Annotated in this window: 17 protein-coding genes and 1 pseudogene; 11 read left to right on the top strand and 7 right to left on the bottom strand. The window is 54.7% G+C overall.

Going from position 1 to position 13,960, the window contains the following annotated elements; genetic code table 11:
* Positions 1-7: 7 nt before the first annotated feature.
* The 5 genes from V2S86_RS00280 (at position 8) to V2S86_RS00260 (ending at position 4,845) form a co-directional block, all read left to right on the top strand.
* The gene (locus tag V2S86_RS00280; protein ID WP_330760760.1) at positions 8-727 is read left to right on the top strand and encodes a putative quinol monooxygenase; all 720 of its coding nucleotides are present in this window, start codon (positions 8-10) and stop codon (positions 725-727) included.
* Positions 728-761: 34 nt separating this feature from the next.
* The gene (locus V2S86_RS00275) at positions 762-1,550 is read left to right on the top strand and encodes a carboxymuconolactone decarboxylase family protein (protein ID WP_330760759.1); all 789 of its coding nucleotides are present in this window, start codon (positions 762-764) and stop codon (positions 1,548-1,550) included.
* A 185-nt stretch (positions 1,551-1,735) separates the two neighbouring features.
* A complete protein-coding gene (locus V2S86_RS00270; RefSeq protein WP_330760758.1) occupies positions 1,736-2,668 on the top strand; it encodes an NAD(P)-dependent alcohol dehydrogenase in 933 nt (310 codons plus the stop codon).
* 2 nt (positions 2,669-2,670) lie between these two features.
* Entirely contained in the window at positions 2,671-3,375 is a 705-nt protein-coding gene (locus V2S86_RS00265) for a helix-turn-helix transcriptional regulator (RefSeq protein ID WP_330760757.1), read from the top strand.
* Positions 3,376-4,023: 648 nt separating this feature from the next.
* Complete coding sequence (locus V2S86_RS00260) at positions 4,024-4,845, top strand: MrpH family fimbial adhesin (protein WP_330760756.1); 822 nt, start codon at positions 4,024-4,026, stop codon at positions 4,843-4,845.
* Positions 4,846-4,951: 106 nt separating this feature from the next.
* Here V2S86_RS00260 and V2S86_RS00255 read toward each other — a convergent pair whose 3' ends face one another.
* Positions 4,952-5,842 carry a LysR family transcriptional regulator gene (locus V2S86_RS00255; RefSeq protein ID WP_330760755.1) on the bottom strand — a complete coding sequence of 297 codons (891 nt, stop codon included), beginning with the start codon at positions 5,840-5,842 and terminating at the stop codon, positions 4,952-4,954.
* A 114-nt stretch (positions 5,843-5,956) separates the two neighbouring features.
* On the opposite strand from V2S86_RS00255, the gene V2S86_RS00250 reads away from it, so the two are divergent.
* The gene (locus V2S86_RS00250) at positions 5,957-6,820 is read left to right on the top strand and encodes an aldo/keto reductase family oxidoreductase (RefSeq protein ID WP_330760754.1); all 864 of its coding nucleotides are present in this window, start codon (positions 5,957-5,959) and stop codon (positions 6,818-6,820) included.
* A gap of 66 nt (positions 6,821-6,886) precedes the next feature.
* Here V2S86_RS00250 and V2S86_RS00245 read toward each other — a convergent pair whose 3' ends face one another.
* Positions 6,887-7,339: a GNAT family N-acetyltransferase gene (locus tag V2S86_RS00245; protein WP_330760753.1), complete on the bottom strand. Its 453-nt coding sequence runs from the start codon at positions 7,337-7,339 to the stop codon at positions 6,887-6,889.
* 160 nt (positions 7,340-7,499) lie between these two features.
* On the opposite strand from V2S86_RS00245, the gene V2S86_RS00240 reads away from it, so the two are divergent.
* Both V2S86_RS00240 and V2S86_RS00235 read left to right on the top strand, forming a co-directional pair.
* Entirely contained in the window at positions 7,500-8,234 is a 735-nt protein-coding gene (locus V2S86_RS00240) for a class I SAM-dependent methyltransferase (protein WP_330760752.1), read from the top strand.
* A gap of 158 nt (positions 8,235-8,392) precedes the next feature.
* On the top strand, positions 8,393-8,575 hold the full coding sequence (locus V2S86_RS00235) for a YodC family protein (protein WP_330760751.1): 183 nt from the start codon (positions 8,393-8,395) through the stop codon (positions 8,573-8,575).
* 33 nt (positions 8,576-8,608) lie between these two features.
* On the opposite strand, the pseudogene V2S86_RS00230 reads toward V2S86_RS00235, so the two are convergent.
* Positions 8,609-8,887: pseudogene (locus V2S86_RS00230) on the bottom strand (GNAT family N-acetyltransferase).
* Between the two features lie 117 nt (positions 8,888-9,004).
* Between V2S86_RS00230 and V2S86_RS00225 the strand changes: the two are divergent.
* Complete coding sequence (locus V2S86_RS00225; RefSeq protein ID WP_006318525.1) at positions 9,005-9,418, top strand: DoxX family protein; 414 nt, start codon at positions 9,005-9,007, stop codon at positions 9,416-9,418.
* 51 nt (positions 9,419-9,469) lie between these two features.
* Here the strand turns inward: V2S86_RS00225 and smrA are convergent, their stop codons facing one another.
* Positions 9,470-10,042 (bottom strand): DNA endonuclease SmrA, encoded by a 573-nt coding sequence (smrA, locus tag V2S86_RS00220; RefSeq protein ID WP_330760750.1) that lies wholly within the window; start codon positions 10,040-10,042, stop codon positions 9,470-9,472.
* 182 nt (positions 10,043-10,224) lie between these two features.
* Between smrA and V2S86_RS00215 the strand changes: the two genes are divergently transcribed.
* Both V2S86_RS00215 and V2S86_RS00210 read left to right on the top strand, forming a co-directional pair.
* A complete protein-coding gene (locus V2S86_RS00215) occupies positions 10,225-10,596 on the top strand; it encodes an MbeD/MobD family mobilization/exclusion protein (protein ID WP_330760749.1) in 372 nt (123 codons plus the stop codon).
* Positions 10,597-10,662: 66 nt separating this feature from the next.
* Complete coding sequence (locus V2S86_RS00210) at positions 10,663-11,109, top strand: DUF1198 family protein (protein WP_006318537.1); 447 nt, start codon at positions 10,663-10,665, stop codon at positions 11,107-11,109.
* Between the two features lie 27 nt (positions 11,110-11,136).
* Here V2S86_RS00210 and V2S86_RS00205 read toward each other — a convergent pair whose 3' ends face one another.
* The 3 genes from V2S86_RS00205 to V2S86_RS00195 all read right to left on the bottom strand — a co-directional run bounded on the left by V2S86_RS00205 (position 11,137) and on the right by V2S86_RS00195 (position 13,876).
* The gene (locus V2S86_RS00205; RefSeq protein ID WP_330760748.1) at positions 11,137-11,475 is read right to left on the bottom strand and encodes a DUF2002 family protein; all 339 of its coding nucleotides are present in this window, start codon (positions 11,473-11,475) and stop codon (positions 11,137-11,139) included.
* A gap of 102 nt (positions 11,476-11,577) precedes the next feature.
* A complete protein-coding gene (locus tag V2S86_RS00200; protein ID WP_330760747.1) occupies positions 11,578-12,768 on the bottom strand; it encodes an MFS transporter in 1,191 nt (396 codons plus the stop codon).
* A 94-nt stretch (positions 12,769-12,862) separates the two neighbouring features.
* Positions 12,863-13,876 (bottom strand): helix-turn-helix domain-containing protein, encoded by a 1,014-nt coding sequence (locus V2S86_RS00195; protein ID WP_330760746.1) that lies wholly within the window; start codon positions 13,874-13,876, stop codon positions 12,863-12,865.
* Positions 13,877-13,960: the final 84 nt, after the last annotated feature.

Here is a 13,960-nt window from a genome sequence, read left to right as displayed (position 1 = left end):
GTATCCCGTGAAAAATATCATCACCATGACACTCTGCCTGCTGGTCGGTAGTCCCGCATTTGCGGCCAGTTCATCCCCTCTGGATAAAACCGTTATGAATATTTTCGAGCTGGGCATCAAGGCGGGGAAAAGCCGGCAGTATGATGAAGTCGCCAGAAGTACTATCTCCTCTTCCGTTGAGTCTGAAAGTGGCACCTTGGCAATGTACTCGCTCAAACGCAAGGATGATCTCAATCAGGCGTACATGATTGAAATCTACGCCGGAAAGGAGGCCTATAAAAAACACTTAGATTCAGAGCAGTACCAGACGTTTATTGAGCGTGCGCCTGAAATCACAGATAAAAAAAGCAAAACAGATGTCACACCGCAATTCCTTGGCGATAAGCGAATAGTACAAAACGAGAGAACGATAAATAACCTGGTTATTGTCGATGTAAAACCCGAGCACCAACAGGCCTTCAAACATATCGTCCTCGCGGAAATGTCCGACTCCCTGAAACTTAAAGAGGGTGTGCGGGCTATGTATGCCGCAACCGATGCGAAAAATGAGAATCGCTGGTACTTCTATGAAATTTACGCCAGCGAAGCTGATTATCAACGGCACCGGCAGACACCGCACTTCCGGGGGTATATAGAGCAAACCTCAGAAATGACAACCGCGAAGGAATCAATCCCTGTCGTGCCCGTGTTTCTCAGAAATAAAGGCGCCCTGCAGTTTGATGATTAACGCCGGAACGCCAGTCGATTAGATGAGGTTTGCAATGAAAGAGGTGATTGCCGCTGCAGTGATGTCGCTTGTGCTGGCAGATTTCGCGGGTGCAGAAGAAAAAAGAGGTGAAGCCATGTTGAAAATTAACCCATCGGGCCTTTCAGTTGCCGATATCCAATCCGTTTCTCCAGCCCTGGCCCGCTTCGGTAGCGATGCCATTACGGACGATCTCTGGAAACGTGACGAGCTTTCGCAACGTGACCGCAGCATCGTTACCCTGGCCATTCTTATTGCCAGGAATCAGCCCAGCGAGCTAAAGCATTATGTCGGGGTTGCGCTCGACAGCGGCGTCACGCCGGCCGAAGTATCGGAGATTATCACGCACCTTGCGTTCTATTCCGGATGGCCAAGCGCGATGTCGGCTATCGCAGTAACTAAAGGTGTTTTTCAGGAGCGTGGCGTCACTGCAGAACAGTTAGCCGAAGCCTCTCCTGCACTTCTGCCGCTTAATCGGGATGCTGAACGACAGCGTTCAGAAACGGTGGAAAAAAATGTCGCGCCAATCTCCCCCGGGCTGGTCAAATTCACCACCGCCCCTCTCTTTCTCGATCTTTGGCAGAGACCGGCGCTTAAGCCCCGGGACAGGAGTCTGGTGACGGTAAGCGCGCTGATAGCATCGGGGCAAAGCGCGCAAATCGGTTACCACCTTAACCGGGCCATGGATAATGGATTGACCGCCGAGGAAGCGGGTGAAATCGTCACCCATTGCGCTTTCTATGCCGGCTGGCCAAATGCCTTTTCGGCAGCCCCCGTGGTCGGTGAAGTGCTACGCACCCGATAAGGATAGAGCGCCCTGGATTAGCGGTGCAAAAAGAGCCCGATGAATGGTGCCAGAAACTGTCATCACGGCGTTATAGGATGTCTTCGCAAGCAGAAGAGGCATCCAAATCGCGCTCATCGCCTCCTGTCTTTTAGAAGGATTTGCACCCTACTTCGACCAGAACCGCTCAAACCTTGGTGAAACAAATGAAACGTATTCAGTACAACAGTTATGGTGGCCCGGAGTTGATGCGGGTCGATGAGTTTGAATTATCCATGCCCGGTAACGATGAAGTGGCCGTGCGAGTCAGGTTCGCGGCAATCAACCCCATCGACTGGAAGCTGCGCAGCGGACTGATGAAGATCGTCACCGGCAGACGTTTTCCCCGCGCCATGGGAATGGATTTTTCCGGTATCGTCACCTCCATTGGCCCAGGTGTCTCGCGCTTCCGGGTAGGCGACGCCGTCTTCGGCCTCGCTCGCTTCAAGGAAAGCGGTGCGCTTGGCCAGTCAGTGATAACGAAAGAAAACTTCCTGGCCAGGAAGCCCGAGAGTATCTCCTTCGAGGATGCTGCCTGTCTGGGTACGCCGGGCGTGACCGCATGGAACGGACTGATCGACAAGGCCAAGCTGCAAGCGGGTCAGCACGTCTTCATTAATGGCTGTGCCGGAGCGGTGGGGGAAGCATCCGTGCAGATCGCACGGCTTTTCGGTGCGATCGTTTCCGGCAGTTGCAGCTCCCGAGACATGGAGCGCGCTAAATCTCTTGGCGTAGAGACGGTCTACGACTATCGCGCAACGGATTTGTCGTCAATAACCACGCGCTTCGATGTGGTATACGACACTGCTGCGACAATGACCCTATCCGCCGGCGTGGCTATGCTACGCCGCGGGGGCGTGTTCCTTGATCTCAACCCCGGTCTGGGCAAGTTCATTCGGGCCGTCTTCGATCGACGGTTGAAGCCTGTCATTGGTTCGCCGCGAGCCGACATCCTGGAAAAGCTTGCCAGTGCCGCTAAAGAGGGCAAGTTCCAAATGGCGATTGGCGAAACCGTTGCTCTGGAGGGGGCGATTAAACTGATCACCGAGCTTGAAAAGGGCCGCAAGCTCGGCGGTAAAGGCATTGTGGCGATGGAGTAGGCATGGCCAGAAGTCATCGATTGTTCGACCTGATGCAAGTGCTCCGCCGGCACCGTAGAACGGTGTCGGGCCAGGCACTGGCGCGTGAGTTGGGCGTGTCCCTGCGAACCATCCGCCGCGACGTTGCCACACTGCAAGGCATGGGAGCCGACATCGACGGAGAGGCAGGCGTCGGCTACATCCTGCGGCCAGGGTTTCTGCTGCCCCCAATGTCTTTTACCGAAGAAGAGATCCTGGCGCTCGCGACCGGTGCCAAGTGGGTCAGTCGCCAGACCGACGCCAGGTTAGCCCTTGCGGTGACAAACGCGCTCGCCAAAATCAACGCCGTGCTTCCGCCCGACATGCGATCGGCCTTCGACGATGACACTATCTATGTAGGCCATTCGCTGAAAGGCTCGCCCCATCTTGATCTGAGCGAAATCCGCCGAGCGCTGCGCGAGCAGCGTAAGCTGCGCATCAAGCTGTCTCTCGAACACGCACCGGAAGATGAACAGGTAATATGGCCGATCATGCTGGGCTTTATCGAAGCCAAGCGGTTTGTCGCAGCCTGGTGCGAGCTGGATGAACAGTTCCGGGTGATCGGCATGGACGATATCACGAGCGCGGAAGTTCTTGCCGAACGCTACCTGCGGAGCCGCCGGCTGCTCGTCAAGGAGTGGCGCGCTCTCGAGATGCGGCCGTGCAACGGTCAGGGCGACATTTGCTGATTAAAGTCGTGGGCTCAAGAGATTCTCCCATCAGCAAACATGAAGCCACATCAGTTTGAATCAGCATACTGTTACGCCGGCGATAACACGCAAGATCGCTACGAATAGCCATTATCATTATATTGAAAGGGAACCTTTCCCAAGGTTTAAATTCTGTCTTTCAGTAGGTTTATTTCAGCCAGACAACCCAAAGTTGATAGTTTACTGCCCAAATAGGCCACCGGTGATACACTGGAGCCGCCGCTAATGCCCAACAAGTGCAATGCATACTGCAATCTGTTAACTTCCCACATCAAAAAAATCGGATTATAAAAATTTCACATGAGCACAACTTCTGAGAGCACACGCAACGACGATAATTGCTGAAAAATTAAAAAAACCTCCATGAAGTCACTCAAAATTTGGCATTAACCCATACACCAAAAGAAACCCTCACAATAAATTAATAAATTTTTTATATACAAAGCGTCACAATCCGGAATCTATCGGTCACAAAACAGTATAAATCAGAATAAAAACCCAACAAAATTTCAATTGCAGATTTTAAATCTAATTTATCTTCATTTTCAGTATATAATATAAAAACAAGAATAAAGATGCTATTCTTGAAAAGTAAAAAATAAGCGTCATACCACCAAGGTCATTCTTATGAAGAATATAAAAAAATATGCCATTCTCATTATTTCCGCGGTATTTATTTATACCAACGCAGCACATGCAGCCATATATACGCAGGTTACAAAAAGAGACGGCAACTGGTTTGGCGGAAGATTTTATTATGAGCTACTTGATTGGACGACAGATGACGACACTCCTAACCCGTGCTACAAAAAATCAAATTGTATGTTAATGATCACCAGCTCTCATAATTTTACGTTAAGTACTGCTGACACTGATGGTTTCTGGAAGGCGAATGAATATCCTTGGGTATCCAATTCTGAAACAATGGGTATTTTAGGTCAAAACTTCAAACAATTTGTAGGTGTACCTCGCGCTGGTAGTTTCCCATACTCCAGTTTTACTGGCACCAGAGGTTGTGTAAGTGTTTTTTATACGACACGGAGCGTTGTTGGTGGGCTAACAAGGTTACCAGGATCTATATGCGCTATGCCACCAGATGAAACAAACTCCTGTGAAATAAAAACACCTCAATTAACGCTGAATCACGGAGTCTTAGCCCCGGAGCAATTGAATAACAATACTGCTACCGACTCGCTATTGCTTACCTGTGATCAAAAGACAAACATCCAGCTCTATATCAGTGAAGGCACTGGAGGGGTCATGCTTCGTAGCGACGGCAGTTTATTTTCGAACCTCAAACTCAATGGCCAGCCGGCCAGCAAAGGTATTGCCCTATCGGTAGGGCCAACCGGTACCAGCGTACAAGTCAGTTCCGTATTAAGGACGGTAGGAAACGTTGAGGCAGGCCCTTTCCAGGGGAGCGCAGTGGCGCTGTTGGCTCTCCCTTGAATACCGAACGCAATGCATTTTTCATGATGCCGGCCTGTAGGGTTCTGCCCATCCTGCCTAGGGTAGAAGGCATCATGAAACTGTTTTGAAGCCTGTGGCGGGGTTCTTACTTAATAAAATCGATAAAGGCGCGCAACGGCGCGGGGATAAACCGCCGGTCGGAATAATAGAGAAACGGGCCGGAAAACTGCGGCCACCAAGGTTCGAGCACCGGCTCCAGGCTCCCTTTGGTCAGGTAAGGTTTCAACCAATCCTCAAACAGATAGACAATCCCCACACCGGCTACCGCCGCCGCTATGGCCAGCTCCGTCGCACCACCGGCCTGTACCGTCAGCGGCCCCTCAGGGTGAAAAGAGACATTCTCCCCGCCCTTTGCAAACTCCCAGGGATAACTTTTCCCGCTGGGGAAACGGCCATTGATACAGGCGTGCGAGAACAGGTCATGCGGATGCGCAGGCCGCCCACGCCGTTCAAGGTAATCCGCAGATGCGCCTGCGGCAAAACGCTGAACCCTGGGGCCAATAGGTACGGCAATCATGTCTTTTTCCAGCCGCTCTTCATAACGGATGCCGGCATCGCAGCCGGCGGCCAGCACATCGACAAAGCTTTCTTCCGTCTGCACTTCAACCTTGATATCCGGGTAAGCGGCAAGAAAGGCGGGAATCAACGCAGGCAACACCAGACGTGCCGCACTGACCGGGACATTCAGCTTCAGCGTTCCGGCGGGTTTATCGCGAAAGCCATTCACCACATCGAGCGCGCCCTGCACCTCGGCGAGCGCCGGCCCCAACCTTTCCAGCAGGCCGTAACCGGCGGCGGTTGGCGTTACGCTGCGCGTCGTACGGTTAAACAGCCGCACGCCAAGCTGCTTTTCCAGGCGCCGGATGGCGTCGCTGACCCCGGACGCGCTCCGGCCCAAGGTTCGCGCACCTTCACGAAATCCCCCTGAGCGCGCGACGGCGAGAAAAGCATGCAGGTCTTCTAAATCGGTTTTCATTGTTCGTTTCCCCGTACACCCCGTTCACTGCTCCACTACTTATCACGGGGATGACCCGCGCCTATTATAAATAAATGCGACTACCCCGCTGACTACCCCAACAGGAGACAAGTTATGTCCAATAACGACAAGCAGCACACCTTTCCCCTTGGCGATAGAAACGTCAAGCGGCTCGGCTACGGCGCCATGCAGTTGGCCGGCCCCGGCGTGTTCGGGCCCCCGAAGGATCCTGATGCCGCCCTGGCGGTACTGCGGGAAGCCGTTGCGCTGGGGGTTAACCATATCGACACCAGCGACTTTTACGGCCCGCATATCACTAACCAATTGATTCGCGAAGCGCTGGCCCCCTATCCGGACGATCTGACCCTTGTCACCAAGATCGGCGCGCGCCGCGGGGCGGACGCCTCATGGCTACCGGCCTTTTCCGCCGCAGAACTGACCAGCGCGGTACATGACAACTTGCGCAACCTGGGTCTTGAAACGCTGGACGTGGTCAATCTCAGGATCATGCTTGATACCCATGGCCCGGCAGAAGGCTCGATAGAAGAACCCCTGACGATCCTCGCAGAGCTTCAACGCCAGGGGTGGGTGAAACATATAGGCCTGAGTAATGTGACACCGACCCAGGTGGCGCAGGCGCGCAAGATTTGCAGCATTGTTTGCGTGCAAAACCACTACAACCTGATAAACCGCGGCGACGATGCGCTGATTGACCATCTGGCCCAGGAAGGCATCGCTTATGTGCCGTTTTTCCCGCTCGGCGGCTTTACGCCGCTCCAATCCTCGGCGTTATCAGATATCGCCGTGCGTCTTGGGGCCACGCCTCTGCAAACCGCGCTGGCGTGGCTGTATCATCGTTCGCCCAACATTCTGCTGATACCGGGCACCTCCTCCATCGGTCATTTGCGCGAAAACCTCGCGGTACCTGATTTGCCGTGGACGGAGGATATCGCTAAAGCGCTGGATGCCCTCGCCTGACAATGCCCCTCACGCCGCGTTTGCCAGATTCGCCTTATTGCTACGGCGGCCTGGCTGCGGCGGTCTTTACAGCGCCCGCGTATACACCCGTGAAGCCTCGCCCCAGGGGTGATAGCCCAATCCGTTAAAAGCAAAACCCTGCTTTTCGTAATAGCCCTCAAGATCGGTGCACAGATGCAGTTGCGGGAAGCCAAATTTGCGAGCCTCTTCCGCCACATGATTAATCAGCAGCGAACCGTAACCGCGCCCACGGTGCGCTTCTTCCACATACAGCGCACACAGCCAGGGGTACAACTCGCCACGGCTGATAAAGTCATTGGTAATCAACCCTGCACAACCCAGGATGTCGTGGTTATCCATCAGCAAATACCACTGCGGCAGCGGATTGGCTGCGCCAATGCAGCGGGTGATGGCATCTTCATACATCATCAGGGTGTCTGGTGAAGCCCAATGTTGCTGGAAATAGCGAATCGCTTGTTGCGCAAACTCGGGTGATTGACGCACCGAAATCATGTTCATATCCGTTCCTGTGGTGATTTTCCCTGCTTAAACCGGCTTAAAATTATGCGACAAGCGACAGGGGTTAGCACGGCATTTATGATAGAAATCAGCCGGATGTACGGATAACATGGCGGCACTGCCCAAAGATTCGGCAGTGTTTTCCCAAACAGGAGCCGTTATGACGCAAAATATTTATGACAATCAGGCCTTCTTCGACGGTTATGCCCAGCTCAGCCGCTCGGTAAACGGGCTGGACGGCGCGCCGGAATGGCCGACTATCCGCAGCATATTGCCAGATTTGCACGGCAAGAAGGTGGTCGATCTCGGCTGCGGTTACGGTTGGTTCTGCCGCAGCGCACGCGAACAGGGCGCCGCGAGCGTGCTTGGCATGGATCTCTCCGAGAAAATGCTGAACAAAGCGCGGGAGATGACGCAGGACGCCGGCATTGAATACCGCCGGCAAGATCTGGAACAGCTTCAACTGCCGCCGGCATCCTGCGATCTGGCCTACAGTTCGCTGACGCTGCACTATATCGAAGATCTGGCCCGGCTGTTCGCCACGGTTTATCAGGCGCTGGCGGCGGGTGGGCAGTTTATCTTCACCGCAGAGCACCCGATTTATACTGCGCCGCAGCATCAGGGCTGGCTGGTCGATCAACACGGGCAAAAATCCTGGCCGGTCAACGGCTATCAGCAGGAAGGGCGACGGACCTCCAACTGGCTGGCGGAAGGCGTCATCAAGCAACACCGTATGCTCGGCAGCTATATCAACCTGCTGGTACAACAGGGATTCATCGTCACCTATTTGAATGAATGGGGCCCTTCGGCGCAGCAAATCGCGGAAAACCCGGCACTCGATGAAGAAAAAGAACGCCCGATGATCTTTATCCTGGCCGCCCGTAAACCCGCCTGATTATTCCCTTTCGCAGTACATCCTTAACACATAGATTCCTGGGGAGGCCGCCTCCCCCCAAGGTTTTATTCCACCCGTAGCGCTGCGCCTTCTTGCGCAAAGCCCGCCAACAGCCGACTATACTTAAACTATTCCCCCTTTGAAGCGGAGAGAAAACAATGGCATTTGCTATCGGCGATTTTGTACAGCGCACCACCGGCGGCCCAAAAATGATCGTGGTGGCCATTGATGGTGACACACTGGTTTGCAGTTGGAACGAACTGGGCAGCGAGCAGCGTGCGGAAGTCCAGGCCAGCGACGTTGCGCTCTATCATGAAGACGGTGATTTTGGCGTATGCTGAGCAGTCGGGGCGCAGCAGCGCCCCACTAAACCTTCAGGCACGAATGTCCTGATATGCCGGCGTGGTGTCGAATTCGTGTTTGGCGAACGGGCACAGCGGAATGATTTTACGGTTTTCCGCACGCATTTTCGCCACCACCAGCGCCACCAGCTTTTTACCCACCCCCTAGCCTTTCAACACCTCATCTACCCAGGTGTGATCGATAATGGTTAATTTATCCCCGCTCGGCACAAAAGATATCTCGGCGATCGTTTTCCCCTGCCGATCGTTTATATAGAAACGTTTATCATCTTCCAGAATGTCGAGATCCACAGCCTTTCTCCTGATATTTAAATGCGTAATGGTTTGCAACTGCTAGAAATAACCTAAGGTTAGTCTATTATTTAAACAGCAACACAACATAATTCCGCAGTGGCTGAGGAGTTCAAAATGGGTGACGGCTCAAGAGACGGCGTTATTCTGCTATCCCGAATATTGTTGATGGTTCTGTTTATCATTTTTGGCTGGATGAAACTGACCAGCTTTGGCGCAACGGTAAGCGCAATGGAGGGTTACGGCACGCCAATGCCGTATTTGGCGGCGATTATCGCCGTGGTGGTTGAGTTTGTTTTCGGCATTGCGCTTATTCTCGGCATATTTACCCGCCCTATTGCGGTTATTTTCGCCGTCTATGTGCTTGGCACCGCTTTTATCGGCCATCCATTCTGGAAAATGACCGGGATGGAAATGATGGGCAATGAAATCAACTTCTTCAAAAACATCAGTATTATCGGCGGGCTGCTGCTGTTGGCGGTCACCGGTGCCGGGCGTTATTCGCTGGACTATAAATTCTTTAATAAATAGCCCCATTCAGCCGGCAGTCATGCTGCCGGCTGCTCTTCCCTTATTTACCCCCTAGCGACTACGCTTGGCATGACGCTCGAAGTTGTCGGCCTTGGCCTGCGCCGATTTACGCAACGTGACGTAGCAAGCGCCTTCTCCCCCGTCGCGCGGCAGCGCCCGGCAAAATGCCTGCACCTGCTCAAACTGCGCCAGCCATTTGGCGAGGTAGCTGCGCACAATATTGGGGTGGCTCTCGTCCTCACGCCCCCGACCATGGACAATCAACAACGAACGCAGATTGTGCTTTTCCGCCAGCAGAATAAAGCGGAACAGCTCTTGCCGGCAGGTCTCGACCGGCTGTCTCAACAGGTTGAGGTTGGCCTGCGGCGGGTAGCGGCCATTGCGCAGCTTATCGAGCACGCCCTGTTGAATGCCCTCGCCTTTGTATTCCAGCGGCAGCCCGCAGGGGATCACCTCAAGAAAACCGGTACTGAGGAAATTCTCCTGCCGCAGCGCCTGCGCTTCGCGGCGCGCGCTTTTATCCCCCCTTTCCTGCGGTTTGAGGTACAGCGTCTGGCACCCGCGGGATAACGGGATGACATCGGCCATCGCCTGCGCAAAAACATCTTTTTCCTGGTTGCTCATCTCACTGCCACTCCTGGACGGGAAGCCTTTTGGCGCGGATGAATCTGATTGTAAGACGCCGCGTCCCGGTTGCAAGCCGGAATTGTCAGCGGAGTTTGTCCGCAATCGTCGTCAACGGGTGAGGTTCTGTGCAGTTTTCGTTATACTGCAAACCATTATTGAGTGCCGCAAAGGAAGAGACCATGAGAATGCGCGAGCTGGAAATCCAGTTTCAAAATGCAATGAGTGAGTTGCAGGCCAGCTTCGAAAAGCAGCACCGCGAATGGCAGCAAAGCTATCAGGCTCTGCAGCAGTTATTGGAAGAGTCCAAACAACGCGAAGCCGCGTTGCTGGAAGAAGCCAAACAGCGCGAAGCGGCGCTGCGTGTGCAGAATGAGCAGTTGGTGCGCAAGCTGAGCACGGCCAGCTCGGTACCGGAACAGCACGCGCTGGTGAAGCAAATCAAAATGCTGGGCGCGCACCTGGATGCATTGGCTAAAGACGCCGCCACGTTCAACCATCACCTGCGCAATCAACAGCGGGCTGCCGACAACTTTAGCGGCGATCAGCGTTGATCCCGGGCGCTGTAGCACAGCGCCTTCTGCCAAATACTGGCGCTCTGAGAGTGTAATAAATCATAAATGACCTGGATCATCATCGCTGCCCTGATCGTTGTATTTATTATTGGTTACCGCATTCTGACTTCAGACACCCGCAAAGCCATCGACTCACTGGCCCATCTGCTGAAAGTAAAACCGATGCTGATTGAATCCATGATTCAGGAAATGGGCAGCCGCAACAGCCAGACCTTTATCCGCACGCTGAATAACGGTTACACCGAAGAGATGCACCAAGCGGCCTATCTGCTGTTTATCTATCTGACCTTTATCAAGCAGGCGAGCGATGAGCAAATCGCCCTGTGGCGTGAAACGCTGCTGCGTGCCGGGCTGTCGCCGGAGCTGCATGCCGAGCACACCGAGGCCGCGCTGTTTTACTTTGCCGATCTGGATATTGACGCGTTCGAACTGGCGCAGTTTCGCCGCGCCTACAATGAGCGCTTTAACCGCGAGGCGATCGCCAACGGGTGAGGTACTCCCCCGCAGGCGGGGGATAGATTACAGGAACATGCTGTAGAGATAGCGCGAAAGCGCATCACGCGAGCTGAAGCCGTGCGGAATGCCATAACGCGCACTCGGGGCATCGCTGCTTAAATCCAGGGGAAACTCAAGGTACTGCTCGCTGGCGCGAACCGGTGAGGTCGGCGTGGCGAAATGCACGCTTTTCTCTTTCAGCGCAGGATGGATCACCAGCGCAGTTCTGCCCATGCGCGCTTCGCGATTCACATACACGTAGTGCTCACCCTTGCGGTAACCATAGGCTTGATCGGTGACATAATCACGTACAAAGCCGGTATTCTCCAACACTCTAGCCACTTCATCCGGCCGTAAATACATCGATTTCTCCTCTCGTTCTGGACCGCTGAGCGACCTTACCGTAATCATGAGATGAAACAATAAATTTCTCGGTATGGATGTGGGTTTAGGAATAATCCTTAACTAGGTATTTGCTCGGTTCTGCAACAGCAAGCGCAGCGTCAGTAATGCCCCCAGAAATACCAGCAACGCTGCCGCCAGGTAGATCGATGGCACGCCCATCCGGCTCATCAGCAAACCGGCCAGCGGCCCGGTGATCCCCAGCGCCAAATCGAGAAACGCCGAGTAGGTGCCAAGCGCGGTGCCCTGATTCTGCTGTGGCACCTGCTTCACCGCCTCTACGCCCAGCGCCGGAAACACCAGCGAAAAACCGGCACCGGCCAGCAACGCCCCGGCCTGCACCATCAGCGGATCCTTGGCCAGCCAAATCAGCAACAGCCCCGCAATTTCAATCAGGAATGACACCAGCGTGACTTTCAAGCCACCGTGACGGTTAATGGTGTGACTGAAGATCAGGCGAATACCGACAAAGGCGCAGCTGAACAGCGTCAGCGAGAACGCCGCCCCGCTCCAGCCCTTATCAGCGTAGTAGAGGGTAATAAAAGTGGCGATTACGCCAAAGCCCACGGTGCCCAGCGCCAACCCCAGGCCATAGGTCCAGATACGGCCAAACACCGCGCTGAAGGCAAGACGCTGGCCGGCGGAGATCGACACGTTCGGTTTACCGCCCGCCAACCACAGCGAAACCGCCACCGCCAACACAATCAACGCCGCCACCCCGGCCAGCCCCCAAAGCTGATTGAGGTAAACGCCGAGCGGCGCGCCGGCCGCCATCGCGCCGTAGGTAGCCACGCCATTCCACGAAATCACCCGAGCGGTGTGCATCGGCCCCACCCGACCAATGCCCCACAGCGTGGAACCGGTGCTGGCGAAGCTTTCGCCGACGCCGAGAAACACCCGGCCGACGCACAGCAGCATCAGGCTCAGCAGCGGCTGGCCGTCGCACCAAAAAGCGACGGCATAAAACACCCCGCTCATGCCGCAACAGGCCAGCCCGAACAACACCACCTTTTTCGGCCCGAGTTGATCGGCATAGCGCCCGGCATGCGGCCGGCTGAACAGCGTGGCGAAATACTGCGCGCTGATGATTAACCCGGCCAGCACCGAGTTGTATCCGAGGTGGTTATGCACAAACCCCGGCAGCACCGCCAGCGGCAAACCTATGGTCAGATAACAGACGAAGGTAAACATCACCACGGACAAGATACGTCGGTTAAGCTGGAAGGTGTTTTCTTTGGCACTGACTGCGGTCATCGAAGGCGGCTCGCATCAAACGGGGTAAACAACAGCGCTCAGCATACCCCGGCGCGATCCGATCATAAATATGAGAGTTATAACGAATTATTATTTAACTAACCTTTTGCTGTCTGCGCCATTCGCTCGGGCTGACGCCCTGGATACGCAGGAACTCACGGTTAAAATTTGATTTGGTGGTAAACCCGGCCCTTTGCATGATATCCGTCACCGGATCGTCGCCGTCCAGCAGCCACTGCGCGGCCTGGTTAATACGCAGTTGGTTCACATACTGCGACACATTCATCCCCGTATGCCGATTAATGGCCTGTGAAACGCGCCGCGCCGGTAAACCTGCCTTGCGCGCCAGTCGGGCAAGATTCAGCTCAGGCTCCAGATAGAGGTCATCCTGCCGCAGCCGCCGTTGCACCACATCGAACCACTCCGCCAGCCGCTCTTCGTCTTCCGCGACGCTGTCAGGCGGCTCCGGCACTCTCTCTGCCGGGGTTTCCGAAGGCCGGCTGCGGGACAGCACCAGATAAACGCTCAACGCCACCAGCAGGTTGTCGAAGGTCGCCAGCATGGCGGCGTGTCGCCCCGCGAAATAAGCGAAATCGAGCACAATCACCCCTTCTGCCGCCGCTATCGCCACCAGCAACATCCCCAACCCGCGCCACAGCCGATAGCTGAGCCAGCTTTCCGCCAGCGGCACCTGTTGCAACGCATTTTCGCCGTGCCGCAGCGCGTACAACAGGGCAGTGCCGTAGCCGAGATCGGTGACGACGATCAGCGTATCCAGCCAGAAAGGTGCTCTGAGGCTTGCCAGTAACGTCAGGCATAACGGCGTCAGGTGCCACAGCTCACGCCACCTCAATCTTCCCTGGGTGCTGGCAAGAAATGCCAGATAGGTCAGCGGCGGTATCACCACCGCACCTAAGGGTTGCAGCCCGTTGAACAGCGTCAGTCCATAGCCGTAACGCAGACCCACCAGCAAGCTCTGCCAGGCGCATAACAGCAACAACAGCTGAAACACCCAGCGCCGCGCCTGCGGCCGGCCGAGACGATACAGCAACCCCAAACACAGCAGGCCAAACAGAAAAGTGACAGGAATGAGCGGCATCGGCGACATCTTGTTGTCTTTATTCGAGCTTCGCAGTGTAGGACCTTAAACCTGTTAAAACAATTGTTTAACGGCCTCGATCGCGATCGAGGT

Source organism: Serratia sp. C2(1) (genome assembly GCF_036352655.1).
Classification (GTDB): domain Bacteria; phylum Pseudomonadota; class Gammaproteobacteria; order Enterobacterales; family Enterobacteriaceae; genus Serratia; species Serratia inhibens.
The sequence above is the reverse complement of the archived record's forward strand: the minus strand, read 5'-3'. Positions and strand labels throughout refer to the sequence as shown.

What these genes read in the sequence shown, in the direction of transcription:
- V2S86_RS00240 (WP_330760752.1), top strand. Translation starts at nt 7,500, where the DNA reads ATGACGCAAAATATTTATGACAATCAGGCCTTCTTCGACGGTTATGCC.
- V2S86_RS00260 (WP_330760756.1), top strand. Translation starts at nt 4,024, where the DNA reads ATGAAGAATATAAAAAAATATGCCATTCTCATTATTTCCGCGGTATTT.
- V2S86_RS00265 (WP_330760757.1), top strand. Translation starts at nt 2,671, where the DNA reads ATGGCCAGAAGTCATCGATTGTTCGACCTGATGCAAGTGCTCCGCCGG.
- V2S86_RS00270 (WP_330760758.1), top strand. Translation starts at nt 1,736, where the DNA reads ATGAAACGTATTCAGTACAACAGTTATGGTGGCCCGGAGTTGATGCGG.
- V2S86_RS00215 (WP_330760749.1), top strand. Translation starts at nt 10,225, where the DNA reads ATGAGAATGCGCGAGCTGGAAATCCAGTTTCAAAATGCAATGAGTGAG.
- V2S86_RS00245 (WP_330760753.1), bottom strand. Translation starts at nt 7,339, where the DNA reads ATGAACATGATTTCGGTGCGTCAATCACCCGAGTTTGCGCAACAAGCG.
- V2S86_RS00205 (WP_330760748.1), bottom strand. Translation starts at nt 11,475, where the DNA reads ATGTATTTACGGCCGGATGAAGTGGCTAGAGTGTTGGAGAATACCGGC.
- V2S86_RS00200 (WP_330760747.1), bottom strand. Translation starts at nt 12,768, where the DNA reads ATGACCGCAGTCAGTGCCAAAGAAAACACCTTCCAGCTTAACCGACGT.
- V2S86_RS00225 (WP_006318525.1), top strand. Translation starts at nt 9,005, where the DNA reads ATGGGTGACGGCTCAAGAGACGGCGTTATTCTGCTATCCCGAATATTG.
- V2S86_RS00210 (WP_006318537.1), top strand. Translation starts at nt 10,663, where the DNA reads ATGACCTGGATCATCATCGCTGCCCTGATCGTTGTATTTATTATTGGT.
- V2S86_RS00275 (WP_330760759.1), top strand. Translation starts at nt 762, where the DNA reads ATGAAAGAGGTGATTGCCGCTGCAGTGATGTCGCTTGTGCTGGCAGAT.
- V2S86_RS00195 (WP_330760746.1), bottom strand. Translation starts at nt 13,876, where the DNA reads ATGTCGCCGATGCCGCTCATTCCTGTCACTTTTCTGTTTGGCCTGCTG.
- smrA (WP_330760750.1), bottom strand. Translation starts at nt 10,042, where the DNA reads ATGAGCAACCAGGAAAAAGATGTTTTTGCGCAGGCGATGGCCGATGTC.
- V2S86_RS00250 (WP_330760754.1), top strand. Translation starts at nt 5,957, where the DNA reads ATGTCCAATAACGACAAGCAGCACACCTTTCCCCTTGGCGATAGAAAC.
- V2S86_RS00255 (WP_330760755.1), bottom strand. Translation starts at nt 5,842, where the DNA reads ATGAAAACCGATTTAGAAGACCTGCATGCTTTTCTCGCCGTCGCGCGC.
- V2S86_RS00235 (WP_330760751.1), top strand. Translation starts at nt 8,393, where the DNA reads ATGGCATTTGCTATCGGCGATTTTGTACAGCGCACCACCGGCGGCCCA.